The organism is Duganella fentianensis (assembly GCF_964031615.1).
Taxonomy (GTDB): domain Bacteria; phylum Pseudomonadota; class Gammaproteobacteria; order Burkholderiales; family Burkholderiaceae_D; genus Rugamonas; species Rugamonas fentianensis_A.
The window spans coordinates 84,993-101,381 of record NZ_CAXIQN010000020.1 but is presented as its reverse complement, the minus strand read 5'-3'; the positions used below and the strand labels follow the sequence as shown (position 1 = coordinate 101,381).

Annotated in this window: 13 protein-coding genes; 7 read left to right on the top strand and 6 right to left on the bottom strand. The window is 61.6% G+C overall.

All coding sequences use genetic code 11. The features are described from left to right. The first annotated feature begins 109 nt into the window (after positions 1–109). From kbl to ABNT42_RS14995, 3 genes are all read left to right on the top strand, one after another. Positions 110–1,315: a glycine C-acetyltransferase gene (gene kbl / locus ABNT42_RS15005; RefSeq protein ID WP_348698266.1), complete on the top strand. Its 1,206-nt coding sequence runs from the start codon at positions 110–112 to the stop codon at positions 1,313–1,315. A gap of 26 nt (positions 1,316–1,341) precedes the next feature. Beyond that, complete coding sequence (locus ABNT42_RS15000) at positions 1,342–2,313, top strand: NAD-dependent epimerase/dehydratase family protein (RefSeq protein WP_348698264.1); 972 nt, start codon at positions 1,342–1,344, stop codon at positions 2,311–2,313. A gap of 96 nt (positions 2,314–2,409) precedes the next feature. Further along, positions 2,410–3,807 carry an L-serine ammonia-lyase gene (locus tag ABNT42_RS14995; protein ID WP_348698262.1) on the top strand — a complete coding sequence of 466 codons (1,398 nt, stop codon included), beginning with the start codon at positions 2,410–2,412 and terminating at the stop codon, positions 3,805–3,807. Between the two features lie 23 nt (positions 3,808–3,830). On the opposite strand, the gene ABNT42_RS14990 is transcribed toward ABNT42_RS14995, so the two are convergent. Beyond that, entirely contained in the window at positions 3,831–6,974 is a 3,144-nt protein-coding gene (locus ABNT42_RS14990) for an EAL domain-containing protein (RefSeq protein ID WP_348698260.1), read from the bottom strand. A gap of 200 nt (positions 6,975–7,174) precedes the next feature. On the opposite strand from ABNT42_RS14990, the gene thrC reads away from it, so the two are divergent. Genes thrC through ABNT42_RS14970 form a run of 4 tightly spaced genes read left to right on the top strand, consistent with a single transcriptional unit; the run spans position 7,175 to position 11,389 of the window. Beyond that, entirely contained in the window at positions 7,175–8,653 is a 1,479-nt protein-coding gene (thrC, locus tag ABNT42_RS14985; RefSeq protein WP_348698258.1) for a threonine synthase, read from the top strand. Positions 8,654–8,666: 13 nt separating this feature from the next. Further along, positions 8,667–9,887, top strand: a complete 1,221-nt coding sequence (gene glp / locus ABNT42_RS14980) for a gephyrin-like molybdotransferase Glp (protein ID WP_348698256.1) — start codon at positions 8,667–8,669, stop codon at positions 9,885–9,887. After that, complete coding sequence (gene moaD / locus ABNT42_RS14975) at positions 9,887–10,141, top strand: molybdopterin converting factor subunit 1 (RefSeq protein ID WP_348698255.1); 255 nt, start codon at positions 9,887–9,889, stop codon at positions 10,139–10,141. Before glp ends, moaD begins: the two co-directional genes overlap by 1 nt. Beyond that, entirely contained in the window at positions 10,142–11,389 is a 1,248-nt protein-coding gene (locus ABNT42_RS14970; RefSeq protein ID WP_348698253.1) for a TIGR03862 family flavoprotein, read from the top strand. 21 nt (positions 11,390–11,410) lie between these two features. Here the strand turns inward: ABNT42_RS14970 and ABNT42_RS14965 are convergent, their stop codons facing one another. The 5 genes from ABNT42_RS14965 to hpnC all read right to left on the bottom strand — a co-directional run bounded on the left by ABNT42_RS14965 (position 11,411) and on the right by hpnC (position 16,317). Beyond that, positions 11,411–12,217 (bottom strand): head GIN domain-containing protein, encoded by an 807-nt coding sequence (locus ABNT42_RS14965; RefSeq protein ID WP_348698251.1) that lies wholly within the window; start codon positions 12,215–12,217, stop codon positions 11,411–11,413. A gap of 9 nt (positions 12,218–12,226) precedes the next feature. Next, positions 12,227–13,036 carry a DUF1700 domain-containing protein gene (locus ABNT42_RS14960; RefSeq protein WP_348698249.1) on the bottom strand — a complete coding sequence of 270 codons (810 nt, stop codon included), beginning with the start codon at positions 13,034–13,036 and terminating at the stop codon, positions 12,227–12,229. A 131-nt stretch (positions 13,037–13,167) separates the two neighbouring features. After that, a complete protein-coding gene (gene hpnE / locus ABNT42_RS14955) occupies positions 13,168–14,508 on the bottom strand; it encodes a hydroxysqualene dehydroxylase HpnE (protein WP_348698860.1) in 1,341 nt (446 codons plus the stop codon). A 67-nt stretch (positions 14,509–14,575) separates the two neighbouring features. Next, complete coding sequence (gene hpnD / locus ABNT42_RS14950) at positions 14,576–15,409, bottom strand: presqualene diphosphate synthase HpnD (protein ID WP_348698247.1); 834 nt, start codon at positions 15,407–15,409, stop codon at positions 14,576–14,578. Positions 15,410–15,474: 65 nt separating this feature from the next. Beyond that, positions 15,475–16,317, bottom strand: a complete 843-nt coding sequence (hpnC, locus tag ABNT42_RS14945; RefSeq protein WP_348698245.1) for a squalene synthase HpnC — start codon at positions 16,315–16,317, stop codon at positions 15,475–15,477. Positions 16,318–16,389: the final 72 nt, after the last annotated feature.

The following is a 16,389-nucleotide window of genomic DNA, read 5'->3' as shown; positions in this document are numbered from 1 at the left end:
TGGCTTGCGGAGTTCAATGGGACTCTGTAATATTCGATATATCGAATTCGTGTTCGAAATAACGAATTTCTCATAACGTAGTGAAATCGTACCACAGACAGGAACCTATATGAGCATTCAGGCAAAATCCGCATTCTTCACCGGCCTTCAGGACAACCTCGACCAGCTGCGTACGCAGGGTCTGTACAAACCGGAGCGCGTACTGGCTTCGCGTCAGGGTGCCGAAGTGATGGGCGAGGATGGCCGAATGCTGATTAATATGTGCGCCAACAACTATCTGGGCCTGTCCGGTCAGGAATGGGTGGCGCAGGCTTCCATTGCCGCAACGGAAAAATACGGTTACGGCCTGTCGTCGGTGCGTTTCATCTGCGGCACCCAGACCGTGCACAAGCAGCTGGAACAGGCGATCTCGAAGTTCCTCGGCACCGAAGATACGATTCTGTATGCGGCGGCCTTCGACGCCAACGGCGGCGTGTTCGAACCGCTGTTCGACGAGAACGATGCGATCATTTCCGACGCGCTGAACCACGCTTCCATCATCGACGGTATCCGTCTGTGCAAGGCCGCGCGCTTCCGCTACACCCACAATGACATGGCCGATCTGGAAGTGCAGCTGCAGGCCGCAGCAGGTAAGCGCCACAAAGTCATCGTGACGGACGGTGTGTTCTCGATGGACGGTACCATCGCCCAGCTGGACAAGATCTGCGATCTGGCCGACAAATACGGCGCGCTGGTGATGATCGACGAATGCCATGCTTCCGGCTTCATGGGCCCGACGGGGCGTGGCACCCACGAGCACCACAATGTGATGGGCCGTATCGACATCATTACCGGCACGCTGGGCAAGGCACTGGGTGGCGCCATGGGTGGTTTTACCTCGGCGCGCAAGGAAGTGATCGATATGCTGCGCCAGAAATCGCGCCCGTATCTGTTCTCGAATACGCTGGCACCCGCCATCGCCGGTGCGTCGCTGACGGTACTGGAGAAGCTGTCCGCTTCGACCGAATTGCGCGACCGCCTGCATGAAAACACGGCCTTCTTCCGTGGCGAAATCGAGCGCATCGGCTTCACCATCAAGCCGGGCACCCATCCGGTCGTGCCAGTCATGCTGTTCGATGCACAGGTAGCGCAGAAGTTTGCGGCCCGCATGTATGAACTGGGCGTGCTGCTGAGCGGCTTCTTCTATCCGGTGGTTCCGATGGGGCAGGCGCGTGTGCGGGTGCAGCTGTCGGCCGCCCACACCCGCGAACAGCTGGTCACCGTACTCAAAGCATTCGAACAGGCTGGTCGCGAACTGGGCCTGCTGAAAAACTAAAAATGAAAATCGTCAGGAACAAGATTATGACTACTCAGGAACGCATCCTCGTTATCGGCGCCAACGGCCAGATCGGCAGTGAACTGGTCGAGGCGCTGGCTGCCCAGCACGGCGCGCAGAACGTGATCGCCGCCGACATCAGCCCGAACAATCTGTACAACGCTGCCCGCTACACCACCCTGAACGTGCTGGATAAAGCCACGCTGGCTGCACTGGTGGCTGCAGAAGAAATCACCCAGGTGTACCAGCTGGCAGCGATGCTGTCGGCCACCGGCGAAGCGGCACCACTGAAAGCGTGGACGCTCAACATGGACGGCCTGCTCAACATTCTTGAAGTGGCGCGGGAACGCAATGCTGTCGGCAAGCCACTGCGTATTTTCTGGCCATCGTCGATCGCAGCATTCGGTCCGAGCACGCCGGCCGTCGGCACGCCGCAGACCACGGTGATGGACCCGACTACGATCTACGGCATCAGCAAGCTGGCTGGCGAACGGCTGTGCGAATACTACTTCATCAAGTATGGTGTGGACGTGCGCAGCATCCGCTATCCGGGCATCATCAGCTTCAAGTCGCCACCGGGCGGCGGTACTACCGATTACGCGATCGCCATCTTCCATTCGGCGCTGCGCGGCGAGCGCTATGAATCCTTCCTCGGCCCGCAGACCACGCTGCCGATGATCTACATGCCCGACGCGATCCGTGCCACCATCGAACTGATGGACGCGCCGGCCGAGCTGATTAAAGTACGTTCGGCCTACAACGTGGCCGGCGTGTCGTTCAATCCGGAACAGCTGGCTGCCGCCATCAGCCGCAAGCTGCCGGACTTCAAGATCGCCTACAAGCCGGATAGCCGTCAGGCCATCGCCGATACGTGGCCGCAGAGCCTCGACGATGCGGCTGCGACGGCTGACTGGGGCTGGCAGGCCCGTATCGGCATCGACGAGATGGTGGCCGACATGCTGGCCAATGTCGATGTCAGTCTGAGCAAGGCGGCTTGATCGGAACCACCAAGGCTGTGTATGATGCGCAGCCTTTTTTGTTGCACCCTGCAGTAACGATAAAAATACCGACAGAATTAGAGAGAGACACACACGATGGATATGAGCGTATTTGATCTGTTTAAGATCGGCATAGGACCGTCCAGCTCCCACACGGTGGGGCCGATGGTGGCAGCCCGCCGCTTTTTGCTCGACAACGCTCCGCTCGATAGCGTTACGGCCGTCACGGCCGAGTTGTATGGTTCGCTGGCACTGACCGGTGTCGGTCACGCCACCGACAAGGCGGTGCTGCTAGGTCTGATGGGCGAGACGCCGCAGGATGTCGATCCTACCAGCGTAGACCAGCAATTGGCGCAGGCCGAAGCGAGTGGCCAGCTCAATCTGCTGGGCAGCCATGGGGTGCCATTCCGCCGTGCCGAGCATCTGCTGTTCCACATGTCCGAATCACTGGCCGAACACCCGAACGGCATGCGTTTTACCCTGACGCGCGAGGATGGTTCCAGCACCAGCAAGGTGTATTACTCGGTAGGGGGCGGCTTTATCCGCGCTGAAGGCGAGCAGGCTAGCGCTGCGCCAGCGGTAGGCGGCAATGCGGCGCGCCCATATCCGTTCGACACCATGGCGCAGTTGCTGGCGCATGGCGAGCGCTCGGGTCTGAGCATTCCGCAAATGTTGCGTGCCAATGAAAACGTACGCTATAGCGACGCTGAACTGGATGCGGGCATGGACCGTATCTGGCAGGTGATGCGCGACTGCATCGCCCATGGTCTGAGCACGCCGGGTCAGCTGCCCGGTGGCCTGAACGTCAAGCGTCGTGCGGCCAAACTGTGGCAGCAGGCCAACGATAAGAGCGCTGCCGCCAAACCGGTAAATGATCTACCGCACGATGCGCTGCATCAGGTCAGCCTGTATGCGATGGCGGTCAACGAAGAGAATGCTGCCGGCGGACGCGTCGTGACGGCGCCCACCAATGGTGCTGCAGGCATCATTCCGGCCGTGCTGCGTTACTACGCGGAAGACTGCAAGCCGGTCGATCCTGTCACGGGCGTGCGCAATTTCCTGTTGACGGCAGCGGCCATCGGCATGCTGTGCAAGCGCAATGCGTCGATCTCGGGCGCGGAAATCGGCTGTCAGGGCGAAGTGGGCGTGGCGTGTGCCATGGCCGCTGCCGGTCTGGTGGCGGCGCTGGGCGGTAGCAATCAGCAGATTGAAAACGCGGCCGAAATCGGCATCGAACACCATCTGGGCATGACTTGCGATCCGATCGGCGGGCTGGTGCAGATCCCCTGCATCGAGCGTAATGGTATGGGCGCCGTCAAAGCCATTACGGCGGCTTCACTGGCACTGAAGGGCGATGGCACCCACTTCGTCAGCCTCGATGATGTGATCGAGACCATGCGCCAGACGGGGGCCGACATGCAGGCCAAATACAAGGAGACTTCGCTCGGTGGTCTGGCCATCCACGTGATTACCGTCAACCACGCTGCCTGCTAAGGCGCTTTGTATGGCGCGCGGCCTTAGAGTTTGAAGGAGCGCGCCGCTCCGTCGAGCAGCAACTGGCGGAACGCCGTCGGCGCCACCGGCCGGCTGAAGTAATAGCCCTGAATTTCATCGCAATGATGTTCGTGCAGGTAGCTCAGCTGCTCCACTGTTTCCACCCCTTCGGCAATGGTGCGCATGCCCAGACTGCGGGCCATCTGGATGATGGCATTGACGATGGCCCGATCTTCCGCATCGGTGCTGATGTCGCGCACGAAGGACTGGTCGATCTTGAGCTTGTAGGCCATGAATTTCTTCAGATGGCTGAGCGACGAGAAGCCGGTGCCGAAATCGTCGATCGACATGCGCACACCCCGTTCGTACAGCTGGTTCATCATGGCGATGGCGCCTTGCGGATCGTTGACGGCAACAGCTTCCGTCAGTTCCAGTTCCAAGTATTCGGGCGGCAGCCCTTCTTCCTGCAGAATGCGGGTAATCAGCTTAGGTAAGTCGGTATTGCGGAACTGCACCGCCGACAGATTGACGGCCATGGTGATAGGCGGCAGCCCTTCGGCGCGCCAGCGGACTGCCTGTCGTACCGCTTCGCGCAGCACCCAGGCACCGATGCTCTGTATCAGTCCACTTTCTTCGGCAGCCGGAATAAATTCGGCCGGCGAAACGCTGCCCAGCTCCGGGGTTTCCCAGCGTAGCAGGGCTTCGGCACCGATGATGGCGCGTTCGCGCAGGGCCACCTGTGGCTGATACACCACCTGCAGCTGCTTGCGTTCGATCGCGTAGCGCAGTGCATTTACCAGTTGTAAATGGCGTGCCGCGCGCTGCTGCATGGCGCTGGTGAAGAAGCGGATGCCGTGGCGTCCCGAGCGTTTGACCTGATACATCGCGGCATCGGCACGCTGCATCAGGGTTTCGACTTCTTCGCCATCGCTAGGGTAGGTGGCCACGCCCAGCGAGGCAGAGACTTTCAGATCGTGGATGCCGATGCGGAATGGCTGGATGATCAGATCGAGCAGCTTCTGGGCGACACTTGCGACCTCATCGGCATTCAGCCCTTGCAGCACAAAGATGAATTCATCGCCACCGAGGCGCGCCACCATATCCTGTTCGCGCATGGCGGCGCGCAGGCGTTGCGCTAGTTCGCACAGCAGCTGGTCGCCCACGCTGTGGCCGAGCGAATCGTTGATATCCTTGAAGTGATCGAGATCCAGCATCAGCATGGCCAGAGTGCTGTGCTGGCGGCGTGCTAGCGCCAGTGCCATGTGCGCGTGCTCCTGCAACTGGATACGGTTGGGCAGCCCCGTCAGCGCATCGTAATGGGCCAGATACTGGATACGTTCGTTGGCGGTGCGGCGATCTGTCACATCGCGGGTAATTCCCAGTAGCATGCGTTCCTGCCCTTGGGCGCTATCCATCGGCGCGGCATGGGTCTCGAGCCAGCGCAGAGTGCCCTGCAGGCCACGGATGCGGAATTCCAGATGGCCGCCTTCGCCGCCCATCACCCGCTGTAGTAACTGATTAAACTCTGCCCGGTATTCCGGCAGGATCAGTTGTTCCGGCGTAGTCTGCTGCAACTGTATCAGACTGCCCGCTTCCAGCATGCGCAGCCCGGCTGCGTTGATGTCCTGGAACTGACCGGCGGCATCGATCAGCATCACGCATTCCGGTTCCGTCTCGATGATGGTGCGCAGGCGCTGTTCGCTTTTGCGCAGATTTTCCTCGGTATCTTTGCGATACTTCTGGTGGTCGAAGTTCTTCAGCGCGAATTCGATGTCGAGGCGCATTTCCAGCAGCAGGTTCTGGGCATCTTCATCGAAGGCATGCCGGGTTTCCGAATACACCGACAGGATCGCCACCACCTTGCCCTGACGGCGTAGCGGAATGGCGGTAGAAGCGGCCCAGCCGAATTCGGCGGCGCGCGCATGCCAGATGCGGGTTTCCTCGGCTTGCATGAAGTCCTGACACCAGTACGGCTCGCCGCTACGGTAGGACAGGCCGGATGGGCCACACCCCTCCGGCACATCGGCACTCAGCGATAAATGCACCTGTTCCAGATACCTGGTGCCCTTGCCGGCCCAGGCCACGGCCGCCAGCGTATGCTGGCTGCTGTCGACGGCACCTATCCATGCCAGCGACATGCCGCCGTGGGTCACGATGGCGTCGCAAATGTGCTGAAACAGGTCGTGTTCCGTGTGGCAGCGTACGATGGCCTGATTGCACTGGCTTAGCGCCAAATACAGGCGGCTCAGACGGTGGGTACGCTCCTGTGCCGCGCGGCGTTCCTGATCGAGTCGTGCCAGATTGCGCTGCATTTCGCCGAGCCAGCCCCAGATGGTGTCGCGGGCACTGGGCGGTACCAGCAGGGGAGGATCGAGTTCACCTTTGCCTAGCCGGGTGATGCTCTGCTGTAGCTGTTCGACCTTGCAGCCCAGCGCCGTATCCAGACTACGCTTGGCGCGCCATAGCATGACCAGCAGCCCGACGGCAGTGAGAGCGAAGACGATGCGCGCCAGCAGCGCATCATTGGCGGCCAGTTTGACTTCGGTGCGGGTGCGCTGCTCGACGCTGTAGCTGACTTGGCCGATGGGCGACATGATGCGCGCCTTGGCATGGTGGTAGTAGGGATTGTGCAGCATCAGCATGGCCTGCTGCAGGGCTTCTGGCGTGACGTCGGCGCGGTCACGAATGCCGATGGCATTGCGTTCGATGGTGGAAAGCCGGTCCGACTCCCGTTTGGACTGGGCCAGCAGTTCCATTTCCTCGCTGGTAAAGCCGGCCGCGCGCATCATGTCCAGCAAAGGTGCGGCTGCGGCGGATGGGCGCGGCCGGTGCTGGCCGTCCAGCACCAGATCCCAGTACACGTCTTCATAGCGTAAGGGGCGGGGCAGGCGGCCATCGCGGATGTCGAGGATTTCCTGATAGTGGTCGCGGAAATACGGCTCGCCCGTAATGATGTAGGAACGCGCCATACGCGTCAGATCGTCGGACGAGTGGCGCAATTCCTCGATCAGTGCTTGCGACTGGTAGCGTCGCTCATTGGCGCTGTCGATGCGCTTCTCGGTCCAGACATAGGCCACAAATGTTAAAGCGGCAACGATGATGAGGCCGGCGCAGTAACGGAGGAAGCTGGTAAATTGCGGTGGCTGGCGGTTGTCTGACACGGGCATTAGGGGTCGAAAGCAAGCTGAACAGGTGAGCGCAGCCGTCAGTATAGGGGGCAGATGTGACAAATTGCCAGCATTTGGGTGGCTTGCGCTGTAGATAATACAACGTCAATTTCACGCCTTTGCCCCGAGGGCACTATAATAACCGCTCGCTATGTACCGTTCTGCCAATTTGCCGTAAGCTCAACCGGACTTTCCTACCTATGCAATACGTGTCTACCCGCGCCGCCGCGTCGGCCGCAGCTTCCTCCCCCCAACAATTTTCCGATATTCTGCTGGGCGGCCTTGCCGCTGACGGCGGCCTGTTCCTGCCGACCGCCTATCCTCAGGTGACGGGCGACGAACTTAACGCATGGCGCGAGTTGTCGTATGCCGATCTGGCGTTCCAGATTCTGAAGAAGTTTGCCACCGACATACCGGAAGCGGATCTGCGTGCGCTGACGGCCAAGACCTATACCAAGGAAGTCTACAAGAATACCCGCGCTGGTGAAAAAGCCAGCCAGATCACGCCGCTGCGCGTGCTGGAAGAGCGCGCCGACGGCAGCAAACTGGTGCTGCAGGCGCTGTCGAACGGCCCGACGCTGGCCTTCAAAGATATGGCCATGCAGTTGCTGGGTAATCTGTTCGAATATGCACTGGCCAAGCAGGACGAGCAACTGAATATCTTCGGCGCGACGTCGGGCGATACGGGTAGCGCGGCCGAATACGCCATGCGCGGCAAAAAGGGCGTACGCGTGTTCATGCTGTCGCCGCACAAGAAGATGAGCGCATTCCAGACGGCGCAGATGTTCAGCCTGCAAGACCCGAATATCTTCAATATTGCCCTCGAAGGCGTGTTCGATGATGCGCAGGATATGGTCAAAGCCGTGTCCAACGATCTGGAATTCAAGCGCCGCTACAAGATCGGCACCGTCAACTCGATCAACTGGGCCCGTGTGGTGGCGCAGGTGGTGTACTACTTCCGCGGCTATCTGTCGGCCACCACTTCGAACGAGCAGAAAGTCTCGTTCACCGTGCCGTCGGGTAACTTCGGCAATATCTGCGCTGGCCATATCGCCCGCATGATGGGCCTGCCGATCGATAAACTGGTGGCGGCGACCAACGAAAACGACGTGCTCGACGAATTCTTCCGCACCGGCGTGTACCGCGTGCGTAAATCGGCCGAGACCTATCACACTAGCAGCCCGTCGATGGATATTTCCAAGGCGTCCAACTTCGAGCGCTTCATCTACGATCTGGTGGGCCGCGATGGCGACCGTACCCGCGCGCTGTTCCAGAAAGTGGAAACCCATGGCGGTTTCGACCTGTCCGGCAAACCGGGCAGCGATGGCGACGAGTTCAAACTGGTGGCCCAATACGGCTTCAAATCGGGCAAATCGACCCATGCCGACCGTCTCGACACCATCCGCGATGTGGCGGACGACTACGGTATCGTGATCGATACCCACACGGCGGACGGCATCAAGGTGGCGCGCGAGCACATCGAACCGGGCGGCACCATGATCGTGCTGGAAACCGCGCTGGCAGCCAAGTTCAACGAAACCATCCTCGAAGCGCTGGGTCAGGACGCCGAACGTCCGGCCGGTTTCGAGAACATCGAGGATCTGCCGCAGAAGTTCGTGGTGATGCCAGTCGACGTGCAGAAGCTCAAAGACTACATCGCCAGCAACACCGGCCTGTAAGCAGGGTATCCGTATGAGCAGCTATCAGCCTCCGGCCATGCTATCTGTCAGCGACGCTCTGCAGCTGATGGCTGCGGCCGCCCGTGTCGTGGACGGCGTCGAACACGTCGCCACGCTGGCAGCCAATGGCCGCGTGCTGGCCGAGGCACAAGTCTCGAGCATGAATGTGCCAGCCATGGACAACACCCAGATGGATGGCTATGCCGTGCGCGCCGCCGATTGCGCCAGTGGTAGCGCCAGTCTGCCCGTTTCCCAGCGCATTCCGGCTGGGCATGTGGGCGGCCCGCTGGAGGCTGGAACGGCCGCGCGGATTTTCACGGGCGCCATGATACCGGCCGGTGCCGATGCCGTGGTCATGCAGGAGCAGTGCGAATTCAAGGATGGTGTGGTCACCGTGCGCCATACGCCCAAGTCCGGTGAATGGATACGCCGGGCTGGCGAGGATATCCGTGACGGCGCCGTGATACTGCCGGCCGGTACCCGGCTGCGCAGTCAGGAACTGGGGCTGGCCGCTTCCGTGGGTCTGGCCCAGTTACCGGTGCGGCGCAAGCTGCGTGTGGCAGTATTTTTCACGGGCGACGAGCTGACCATGCCGGGCGAGCCGCTGGCGCCCGGCGCCATCTACAATTCCAACCGCTTTACCATCCGCGCGCTGCTGGAAAATCTGGGCTGCGAGATCAGCGATTTCGGCATCGTGCCCGATACGCTGGCCGCCACCCGTGCCGTACTGCGCGAATCGGCGCAGGCGCATGATCTGATCATCACTTCCGGCGGCGTATCGGTCGGTGAAGAAGACCATATCAAGCCTGCAGTGGAAGCAGAAGGCCGGCTGAATATGTGGCAGATTGCCGTCAAGCCGGGCAAGCCGCTGGCGTTCGGTGAAGTCGGGCAGGCCTTCTTTGTGGGCTTGCCGGGTAATCCTGTATCGAGCTTTATTACTTTCCTGATGTTCGTGCGTCCCTTCATTCTGCGCCTGCAGGGTGTGCAACACGGACTGGCACCGCGTAGCTATGCCATGCGGGCCGATTTCGACTGGCCCAAGGCTGACCGGCGCAATGAATTCCTGCGCGTGCGTCTGAACGCCGAAGGTGGTCTGGAACGCTTTTCCAACCAGAGTTCCGGTGTGCTGACGTCTACCGTGTGGGGCGACGGGGTGGTGGATAATCCGCCCGGCCAGACCATCACACGGGGCGATAGCGTGCGATTTATACCGTTTAGCGAGTTAATGTACTGATGTCTGTCACCGTAAAATTTTTTGCCAGCGTGCGCGAAGCGCTGGGCGCTTCGTCCGAAGTGCTGTCCTTGCCGGCCGGCGTCGCCACCGTGGGCGCCTTGCGTGACCATCTGGCTGCACGTGGCGAGGTCTGGCAGCAGGCGCTGGCGCATCCGGCGCTGCGCATGGCCTGCAATCAGGTCATGTGCGATGCCGCTACCGCCGTGCCGGATGGCGCGGAAGTGGCTTTCTTCCCCCCTGTGACGGGCGGTTAAATGACGCAGCAGGCAGCCCACACGGTGCGCTCGCGGGTGGCCGTGGTTGGCGGCGGCCCCGCTGGCCTGATGGCCGCCCAGCAGCTTGCGCTGGCTGGCGTGCAGGTTGATCTGTACGATGCCATGCCGTCGGTAGGACGCAAATTCCTGCTGGCCGGACGGGGGGGCATGAACATCACGCATGCCGAACCGTATGAGCAGTTTGTCACCCGCTATGGCAGCAGCACGGCGCCGCTACGGCCCATGCTCGATGCCTTCGGCCCGCAAGCCGTGCGCGACTGGGTGCATGGTCTGGGACTGGCAACGTTTGTCGGTAGCTCTGACCGCGTATTCCCCACCGATATGAAGGCCGCGCCTTTGCTGCGCGCATGGCTGCATCGTTTGCGCGAGGCGGGTGTGCAGTTCCACATGCGCCACCGCTGGCAAGGCTGGCGAGATGGCGCGCTGCTGTTGCAAGGACCGCAAGGCGAAGTACGGGGGCAGGCCGATGCCGTGGTGCTGGCGCTCGGTGGCGCAAGCTGGGCACGGCTGGGTTCCGATGGTAGCTGGTTGCCTGTACTGGCGCAGCACGGCGTGGCCTGTGCCCCCCTGCAGCCGGCCAATTGCGGCTTTGATGTCGATTGGTCGGCGCATTTCAGCGAGCGCTATGCGGGACAGCCGCTGACCACCGTTGCCATTGCCAGCCGCACGACCGATGGCAGGCAGGCATACAAACAGGGCCAGTTCGTGGTGACGGCGGGCGGGGTAGAGGGGAGCCTGATTTATGCCTTGTCGGCGGCACTGCGCGAACAGATCAATGCAGACGGCCATGCCACTATCTACCTCGATCTACTGCCTGACTACAGTGCCGAACGGGTGCTGGCCGAAGTGGAGCGCCCCCGTGGCGCCCGTTCCATGGCCAGCCACCTGCAGAGCCGCTTGGGCATCAAGGGCGTGAAAGCAGGCTTGTTGCGCGAATGTGTGAGCAAGGAAGCGTATGCCGATGCTGTGCAATTAGCACAGGCGATCAAGCACCTGCCCGTGCGTCTGCTGCGTCCCCGGCCTATCGATGAAGCCATCAGCAGTGCCGGCGGGGTGCGCTGGGACGCGCTCGACGGCAGTATGCTGCGCGCCATGCCCGGCGTGTTTGTGGCCGGCGAGATGGTGGACTGGGAGGCGCCGACCGGCGGCTATCTGCTCACGGCCTGTCTGGCCAGTGCTCAGGCGGCCGCCCGCAATGTGCTGGACTGGCTGGGCAAACAGGCATAGCCCTGTCCCGGCGCGCTGCGACTATTCCCAGTGCACGTCACCTGAACCGTTGCGGTCTACTGTGCGCTGGTCGGGGCGACCGAGTACCCGTACATCGCCACTGCCGCGCAGCGTCAGGTCGGCGCTGCGGCGCGCGAAGATCTGGCTACTGCCCGAGCCGCGCTGATTCAGCACCACTTTGTCGGCGCTCAGGTGGCGCGCATCGAGGTCGCCCGATCCCGTGACTTCCGCATTCAGATCCTTGCAGCTGCCAGACGCGGTGAGGGCGCCCGAGCCCACCATTTCCAGCGTCAGGTGGTCGCTATTGCCGGAATTCAGATTCAGGTGGCCGCTGCCGTGTATGCCGGCTGCCAGCGTGCGATAGCGTCCCGTAAAATCCAGATTGCCGGAACCGTGCAACTGCAGTTCCAGCTTGTCGCCGCTAAAACCCTGCACCCGCGTTTCGCCGCTGCTGTTGACGGCCAGTTCGCGTAGATCGGGCAGCACCAGCTCCACTCTGAGGCGGTGGCGCGGATTAAGCAGCATACCTTTGGTGCCGATGTGCAGTTCCGCGCCGTCCTGGATGGTTTCGATATTGCCCAGCGAGCGCTGTTCGCCCCGTACTTTCAGGCTGGCGGGCTGACCCTGGGTCAGCATCAGGTCGATCGGACCATGGATTTCGACGGTGTTCACCATGCCGTCGACAGGGCGGTTTTCGCCCGCCAGTGCACGCCCAGCGGGATTGCTGCCGCTGGTGGTGCCATAGGCTTTAAGCATGGAATAGCTGATGCCGATCAGCACAAAGGCCAGTAACAGCAGGCTGGTGGCAAGTTTAATCAGTGAGCGCATAGAATCATCCTATTGGCCGCGCAGCAGCGACAGGTTGGCAGCAGCGTAGCGTTTCAGGCCGATGATGGTGTAACGGCTCAGCACCACGGCCAGCAGGCAGAAGCCTATGCCACCCAGTATCAGGCCAAAGCCGATCAGGCTCTGGGTGGTGCGTGCGCCATTATCGAAATCGGTAGTGATGTGCAGGTCGCCGGCGGCGACGGCCTCGGCGCGGTTGAGCAGGCGGCCGCCGCGGCTCAGACTATCGTCGCCATTCTGGCTGCGCGGGGTGTCTTCATCCTGATGCAGTTGTACGCCCATGCTATCGATCGTCATGCGCCAGCCTTCGCTGGCCTGCTGTTCTTCCTCCGTATCGAAATGGCTGCTGGTGTAGGCCATCACATGGCGTAGCGGCCCTTCCAGTGCCAGTTCGTTCTGGCCGGACAGACCGCTCGAGACCAGCGCGATCCCGCCGATGTAGAACGCGAAGGCGGAAATGTATACGGCGCCCAGCAGGGAGGCATAGACGGCAGCGGGAATCACCATGAACAGGTTGAACAGCGCCAGTCCGATCAGGGTGGCCAAGGTGCGCACGGGCTGGAACGGGCGCTGTTTTACCACCGGCTGTGCCAGTTCGGCGTTCAGGTGGGCGGCGGTGCGCAATTTCATGGCAACCTGCCGTGGCGCTTCCAGCTCCTGATAGATTTCGCTTTCGCTGCGTCCGGCCACCAGCCCGTCGATAAAACGCTGTTCGTAGTCGGCCAGCGTGGCTGCCACCGTTTCCGGTGGCAGACCCTGGAGCGCCAGTCTCAGTTGTTCGAGGTATGCCTGCTTATTCATAGCGTGTGTCTGTTTGCGTAGCAATCGTTTGCAATATGCCCTATGTTGCTACTCTAGCGGGATCGTCGTCGAGTTTCCACGCCCATGTGATGAAATGCAGAAATGCGGGAGCAGGCGGCAGAATCGGCCACCTAGGCGGCAGCATTGCCAAAGCGGATCGCGCGCGCAGCTGCCAGGCCACTGCGTACTGCCCCTTCCAGTGTGGCGGGGTAGTCGCCGGCCGTATAGTCGCCTGCCAGCATCAGGCCGGCCAGACCGCTGGCATTGGCGGGGCGCAGCAGGCCCGGGGTGCTGGCAAAGGTAGCGCGTTTTTCCGTAATCACCTTGATCCAGTCCGGCTGCAGCAAGCGCGGCAGCTGCAGCGCTTGCGCCAGTTGTACCGTAATGGCGCGGGCCAGCGTTTCCTGCGGCAGGCTGGCGGCGGCCCCAGCAGCGCTGATGACCACGGCCAGCAGGCCCGCTTGCTGGCTATCGAGCTGGCCACGGTCGAACACGAACTGGCCCCAGTGCTGCCGGCTGGCATCGTCGGGCAGGGCATAGAACGGCTGCTCCAGCCTGAGCCCGGTGTCGTACTGCAGGTAGCAGGTGGTAATGGCTTCCGGTTCTAGCGCAGTCAGCTGCTGGCAGATCGCGCTGGTATCGCAGTCGGGAATCGCGTGCAGCAGGCTGGCCGCCTGACTGGCGCCCGTGGCCAGTACCACATGGGGGAAATAGGTGCTCCAGTTGCCGCCTACGGCCGCGCCGCTGATGTCCAGTTGCCACAGCCGGCCTTCGATCGAGCGCAGGGCTTTGACGCTGGCGCCCGTGCGGATGGAGCCGCCCCGTGCGCTGATATAGGCCGCCGCAGCTTGCGGTAGCAAGCGGGTCAGGTCATGCCGTGGCAGCAGCATGTCGGACGCGCTGCGGCTGGCGCCCAGACTGTCACGCAGCACATTCAGAAAAATCTGCGCGGAAGCGCGTTCCGGTGCCGTATTCAGCGCAGCCAGACACAGGGGGCGCCACATCAGGCGGATCAGATTGTCGGTCTGATCCCAGCGCTGCAGCAGTTCGCTGACGCTGCAATCCACATTAAGGCGCCAGCCGGCCCAGCGCGCCGTGCTGGAAAAGCGCGCCAGACTGATTTTGTCGGCCCCGCTCAGGCCCTTGGCACGCAGCAGGGCCACGGCCAGATGGAGGGGCGCCGGTAAACGGGGAGCAATGAAATCCATGCCATCGCTGCCGGCCGGATAGCGCATCTGTAGCGGCAGCGTGAGCAAGGCCTCGCGGGCATCCACGCCGATACGGCGTAGCAGGCTGAGGGTGGAACTGTAGGCGCCCAGCATGATGTGCTGGCCGTTATCGAGCTGGCGCCCGTCCGTTTCGATGCGGCGCGCGCGCCCGCCCAGTGTACGGGCCGCTTCCAGCAGGGTGACTTTGTAGCCGGCGCTGGCCAGTTCGACGGCCGCGGCGCAGCCGGCCCAGCCGCCACCGATGACGGCAGCCTCAGGCGCGCCCGGCTTGCTGGCCGAACTAGCGCTGCCACGCTGTTCGACGGCCGGCTTATCCACGGATGTAAGTCTTCCACGCCAGCCACAGTTTGCGGATAGGCGTGAGCGAGATGCGCTGGGTCAGCACGTGGTAGCCGTCGGCCTCTACTTCCGTCAGTAGAGTGCGGTAGATGGCGGCCATCATCAGGCCGGGACGCTGGGCGCGCCGGTCTTCTTTAGGCAGCAGGGCATAGGCTTCGTCATAGGCGGCCTGTGCACGTGCCGTCTGGAAGGCCATCAGCTGCTCGAATTTCTCGCTGTGGCGGGCATTCAGCAGGTCGGCGGCGGTGACATTGAATTGCTGCAGTTCGTTGATGGGCAGGTAGATGCGGCCTTTGCGCGCATCTTCGCCCACATCGCGGATGATGTTGGTGAGCTGGAAGGCATGGCCCAGCTTCTCCGCATAGCGCAGGGTTTCTGGCCGCGTCGCACCGAAAATGCTGGCCGACAGGATGCCGACCACGCTGGCCACATGCCAGCAGTATTTGCTGAGGGCGGCGTAATCGAGGTAGCGGGTCTGGTTCAGATCCATTTCCATGCCATCGATGATGGCCTGCAGGTGTTCCTGTTTCAGATCGTACAGTGCCAGATGGGGCTGCAGCGCCTGGGTTACAGGATGGCTCTGCTGGCCTGCATACATATTGGCGATCTCCTTGCGCCACCATGCCAGTTTGATGCGGGCGACGGACTCGTCGGTGCAATCATCCACCGTGTCATCCACTTCGCGGCAGAAAGCATACAGAGCGGTAATAGCGCGACGACGTTCCGGCGGCAGGAACAGAAAGCTGTAGTAAAAACTGGAGCCGCTTTGTGCGGTCTTTTGCTGGCAGTAGTCGTCGGGAGACATGGATAAAAAAGCAAGAATGACTTCGAAGCCGCTATTCTATCGGTTATGGACTGGCCTGTGGGGCTTCAGGCCAGACCGTATATCAGGCGCATCTGCTTTTTCATGCGCACGGCAGCCCAGAAGATGGACAGCCAGTCGCGCTTGGCCAGTTTGGGGCGGTGCAGGAATACGTCGTACTCGGCCGCCTCGATGGCATCGAGTATGTGCAGGCCACCCTGTATCACCATGCGCAGCTCGAAACCGATGCGGCCCTTGAGTCGCAAAGCCAGCGGCGCGCCGCTCAGCATCAGGGCGCGCGCCCGCTCCACCTCGAACTTCATCATCGAGCGCCAGCGTGGCCGCGCACTCGGATGATCGAGTGCGGCAGGCGAAATAGCATAGCGGTTCAAGTCTTCCAGCGGAATATAGATGCGCTCTTTGTGCAGATCGATCGCCACGTCCTGCAGGAAATTAATCAGTTGCAGCGCGGTGCAGATAGCATCCGAGTCACGGATATTCTCCTCGTCGGCAGCGCCATACAGGTGCAGCATCAGCGTACCTACCGGATTGGCCGAGCGCGAGCAGTAGTCGAGCAGACCGTCGTAGCTCTGGTAACGGCTGACCAGCACATCCTGCTTGAACGCCGATAACAGCTCGTAGAACGGTCTGATCGGCAGCTCGTGGCGGCGTATTGCGCTAGCCAGACGGGCAAACAGGGGATCTTCACTGTCGGCGCCGCTATCGATGCGGGCCAGTTCGGCTTCGTAGGCGTTCAGTGCCGCCAGTCGTTGTTCGGGTGCGGCATCGCCTTCATCGGCCAGATCGTCGGCACTGCGGGCAAAAGCGTAGATGGCTTCGACGGCAGGGCGTAGCCGTCCGGGCAGCAAAATCGAGGCAACGGGAAAATTTTCGTAGTGGTCAACCGACATAAAAGCGAAGCCTAAAAGCAGAATTTAAAATTAATGACGCCAAAGTCATTTGCAAACAGATGGGCTCGGCTT

What these genes read in the sequence shown, in the direction of transcription:
- kbl (WP_348698266.1), top strand. Translation starts at nt 110, where the DNA reads ATGAGCATTCAGGCAAAATCCGCATTCTTCACCGGCCTTCAGGACAAC.
- ABNT42_RS15000 (WP_348698264.1), top strand. Translation starts at nt 1,342, where the DNA reads ATGACTACTCAGGAACGCATCCTCGTTATCGGCGCCAACGGCCAGATC.
- ABNT42_RS14995 (WP_348698262.1), top strand. Translation starts at nt 2,410, where the DNA reads ATGGATATGAGCGTATTTGATCTGTTTAAGATCGGCATAGGACCGTCC.
- ABNT42_RS14990 (WP_348698260.1), bottom strand. Translation starts at nt 6,974, where the DNA reads ATGCCCGTGTCAGACAACCGCCAGCCACCGCAATTTACCAGCTTCCTC.
- thrC (WP_348698258.1), top strand. Translation starts at nt 7,175, where the DNA reads ATGCAATACGTGTCTACCCGCGCCGCCGCGTCGGCCGCAGCTTCCTCC.
- glp (WP_348698256.1), top strand. Translation starts at nt 8,667, where the DNA reads ATGAGCAGCTATCAGCCTCCGGCCATGCTATCTGTCAGCGACGCTCTG.
- moaD (WP_348698255.1), top strand. Translation starts at nt 9,887, where the DNA reads ATGTCTGTCACCGTAAAATTTTTTGCCAGCGTGCGCGAAGCGCTGGGC.
- ABNT42_RS14970 (WP_348698253.1), top strand. Translation starts at nt 10,142, where the DNA reads ATGACGCAGCAGGCAGCCCACACGGTGCGCTCGCGGGTGGCCGTGGTT.
- ABNT42_RS14965 (WP_348698251.1), bottom strand. Translation starts at nt 12,217, where the DNA reads ATGCGCTCACTGATTAAACTTGCCACCAGCCTGCTGTTACTGGCCTTT.
- ABNT42_RS14960 (WP_348698249.1), bottom strand. Translation starts at nt 13,036, where the DNA reads ATGAATAAGCAGGCATACCTCGAACAACTGAGACTGGCGCTCCAGGGT.
- hpnD (WP_348698247.1), bottom strand. Translation starts at nt 15,409, where the DNA reads ATGTCTCCCGACGACTACTGCCAGCAAAAGACCGCACAAAGCGGCTCC.
- hpnC (WP_348698245.1), bottom strand. Translation starts at nt 16,317, where the DNA reads ATGTCGGTTGACCACTACGAAAATTTTCCCGTTGCCTCGATTTTGCTG.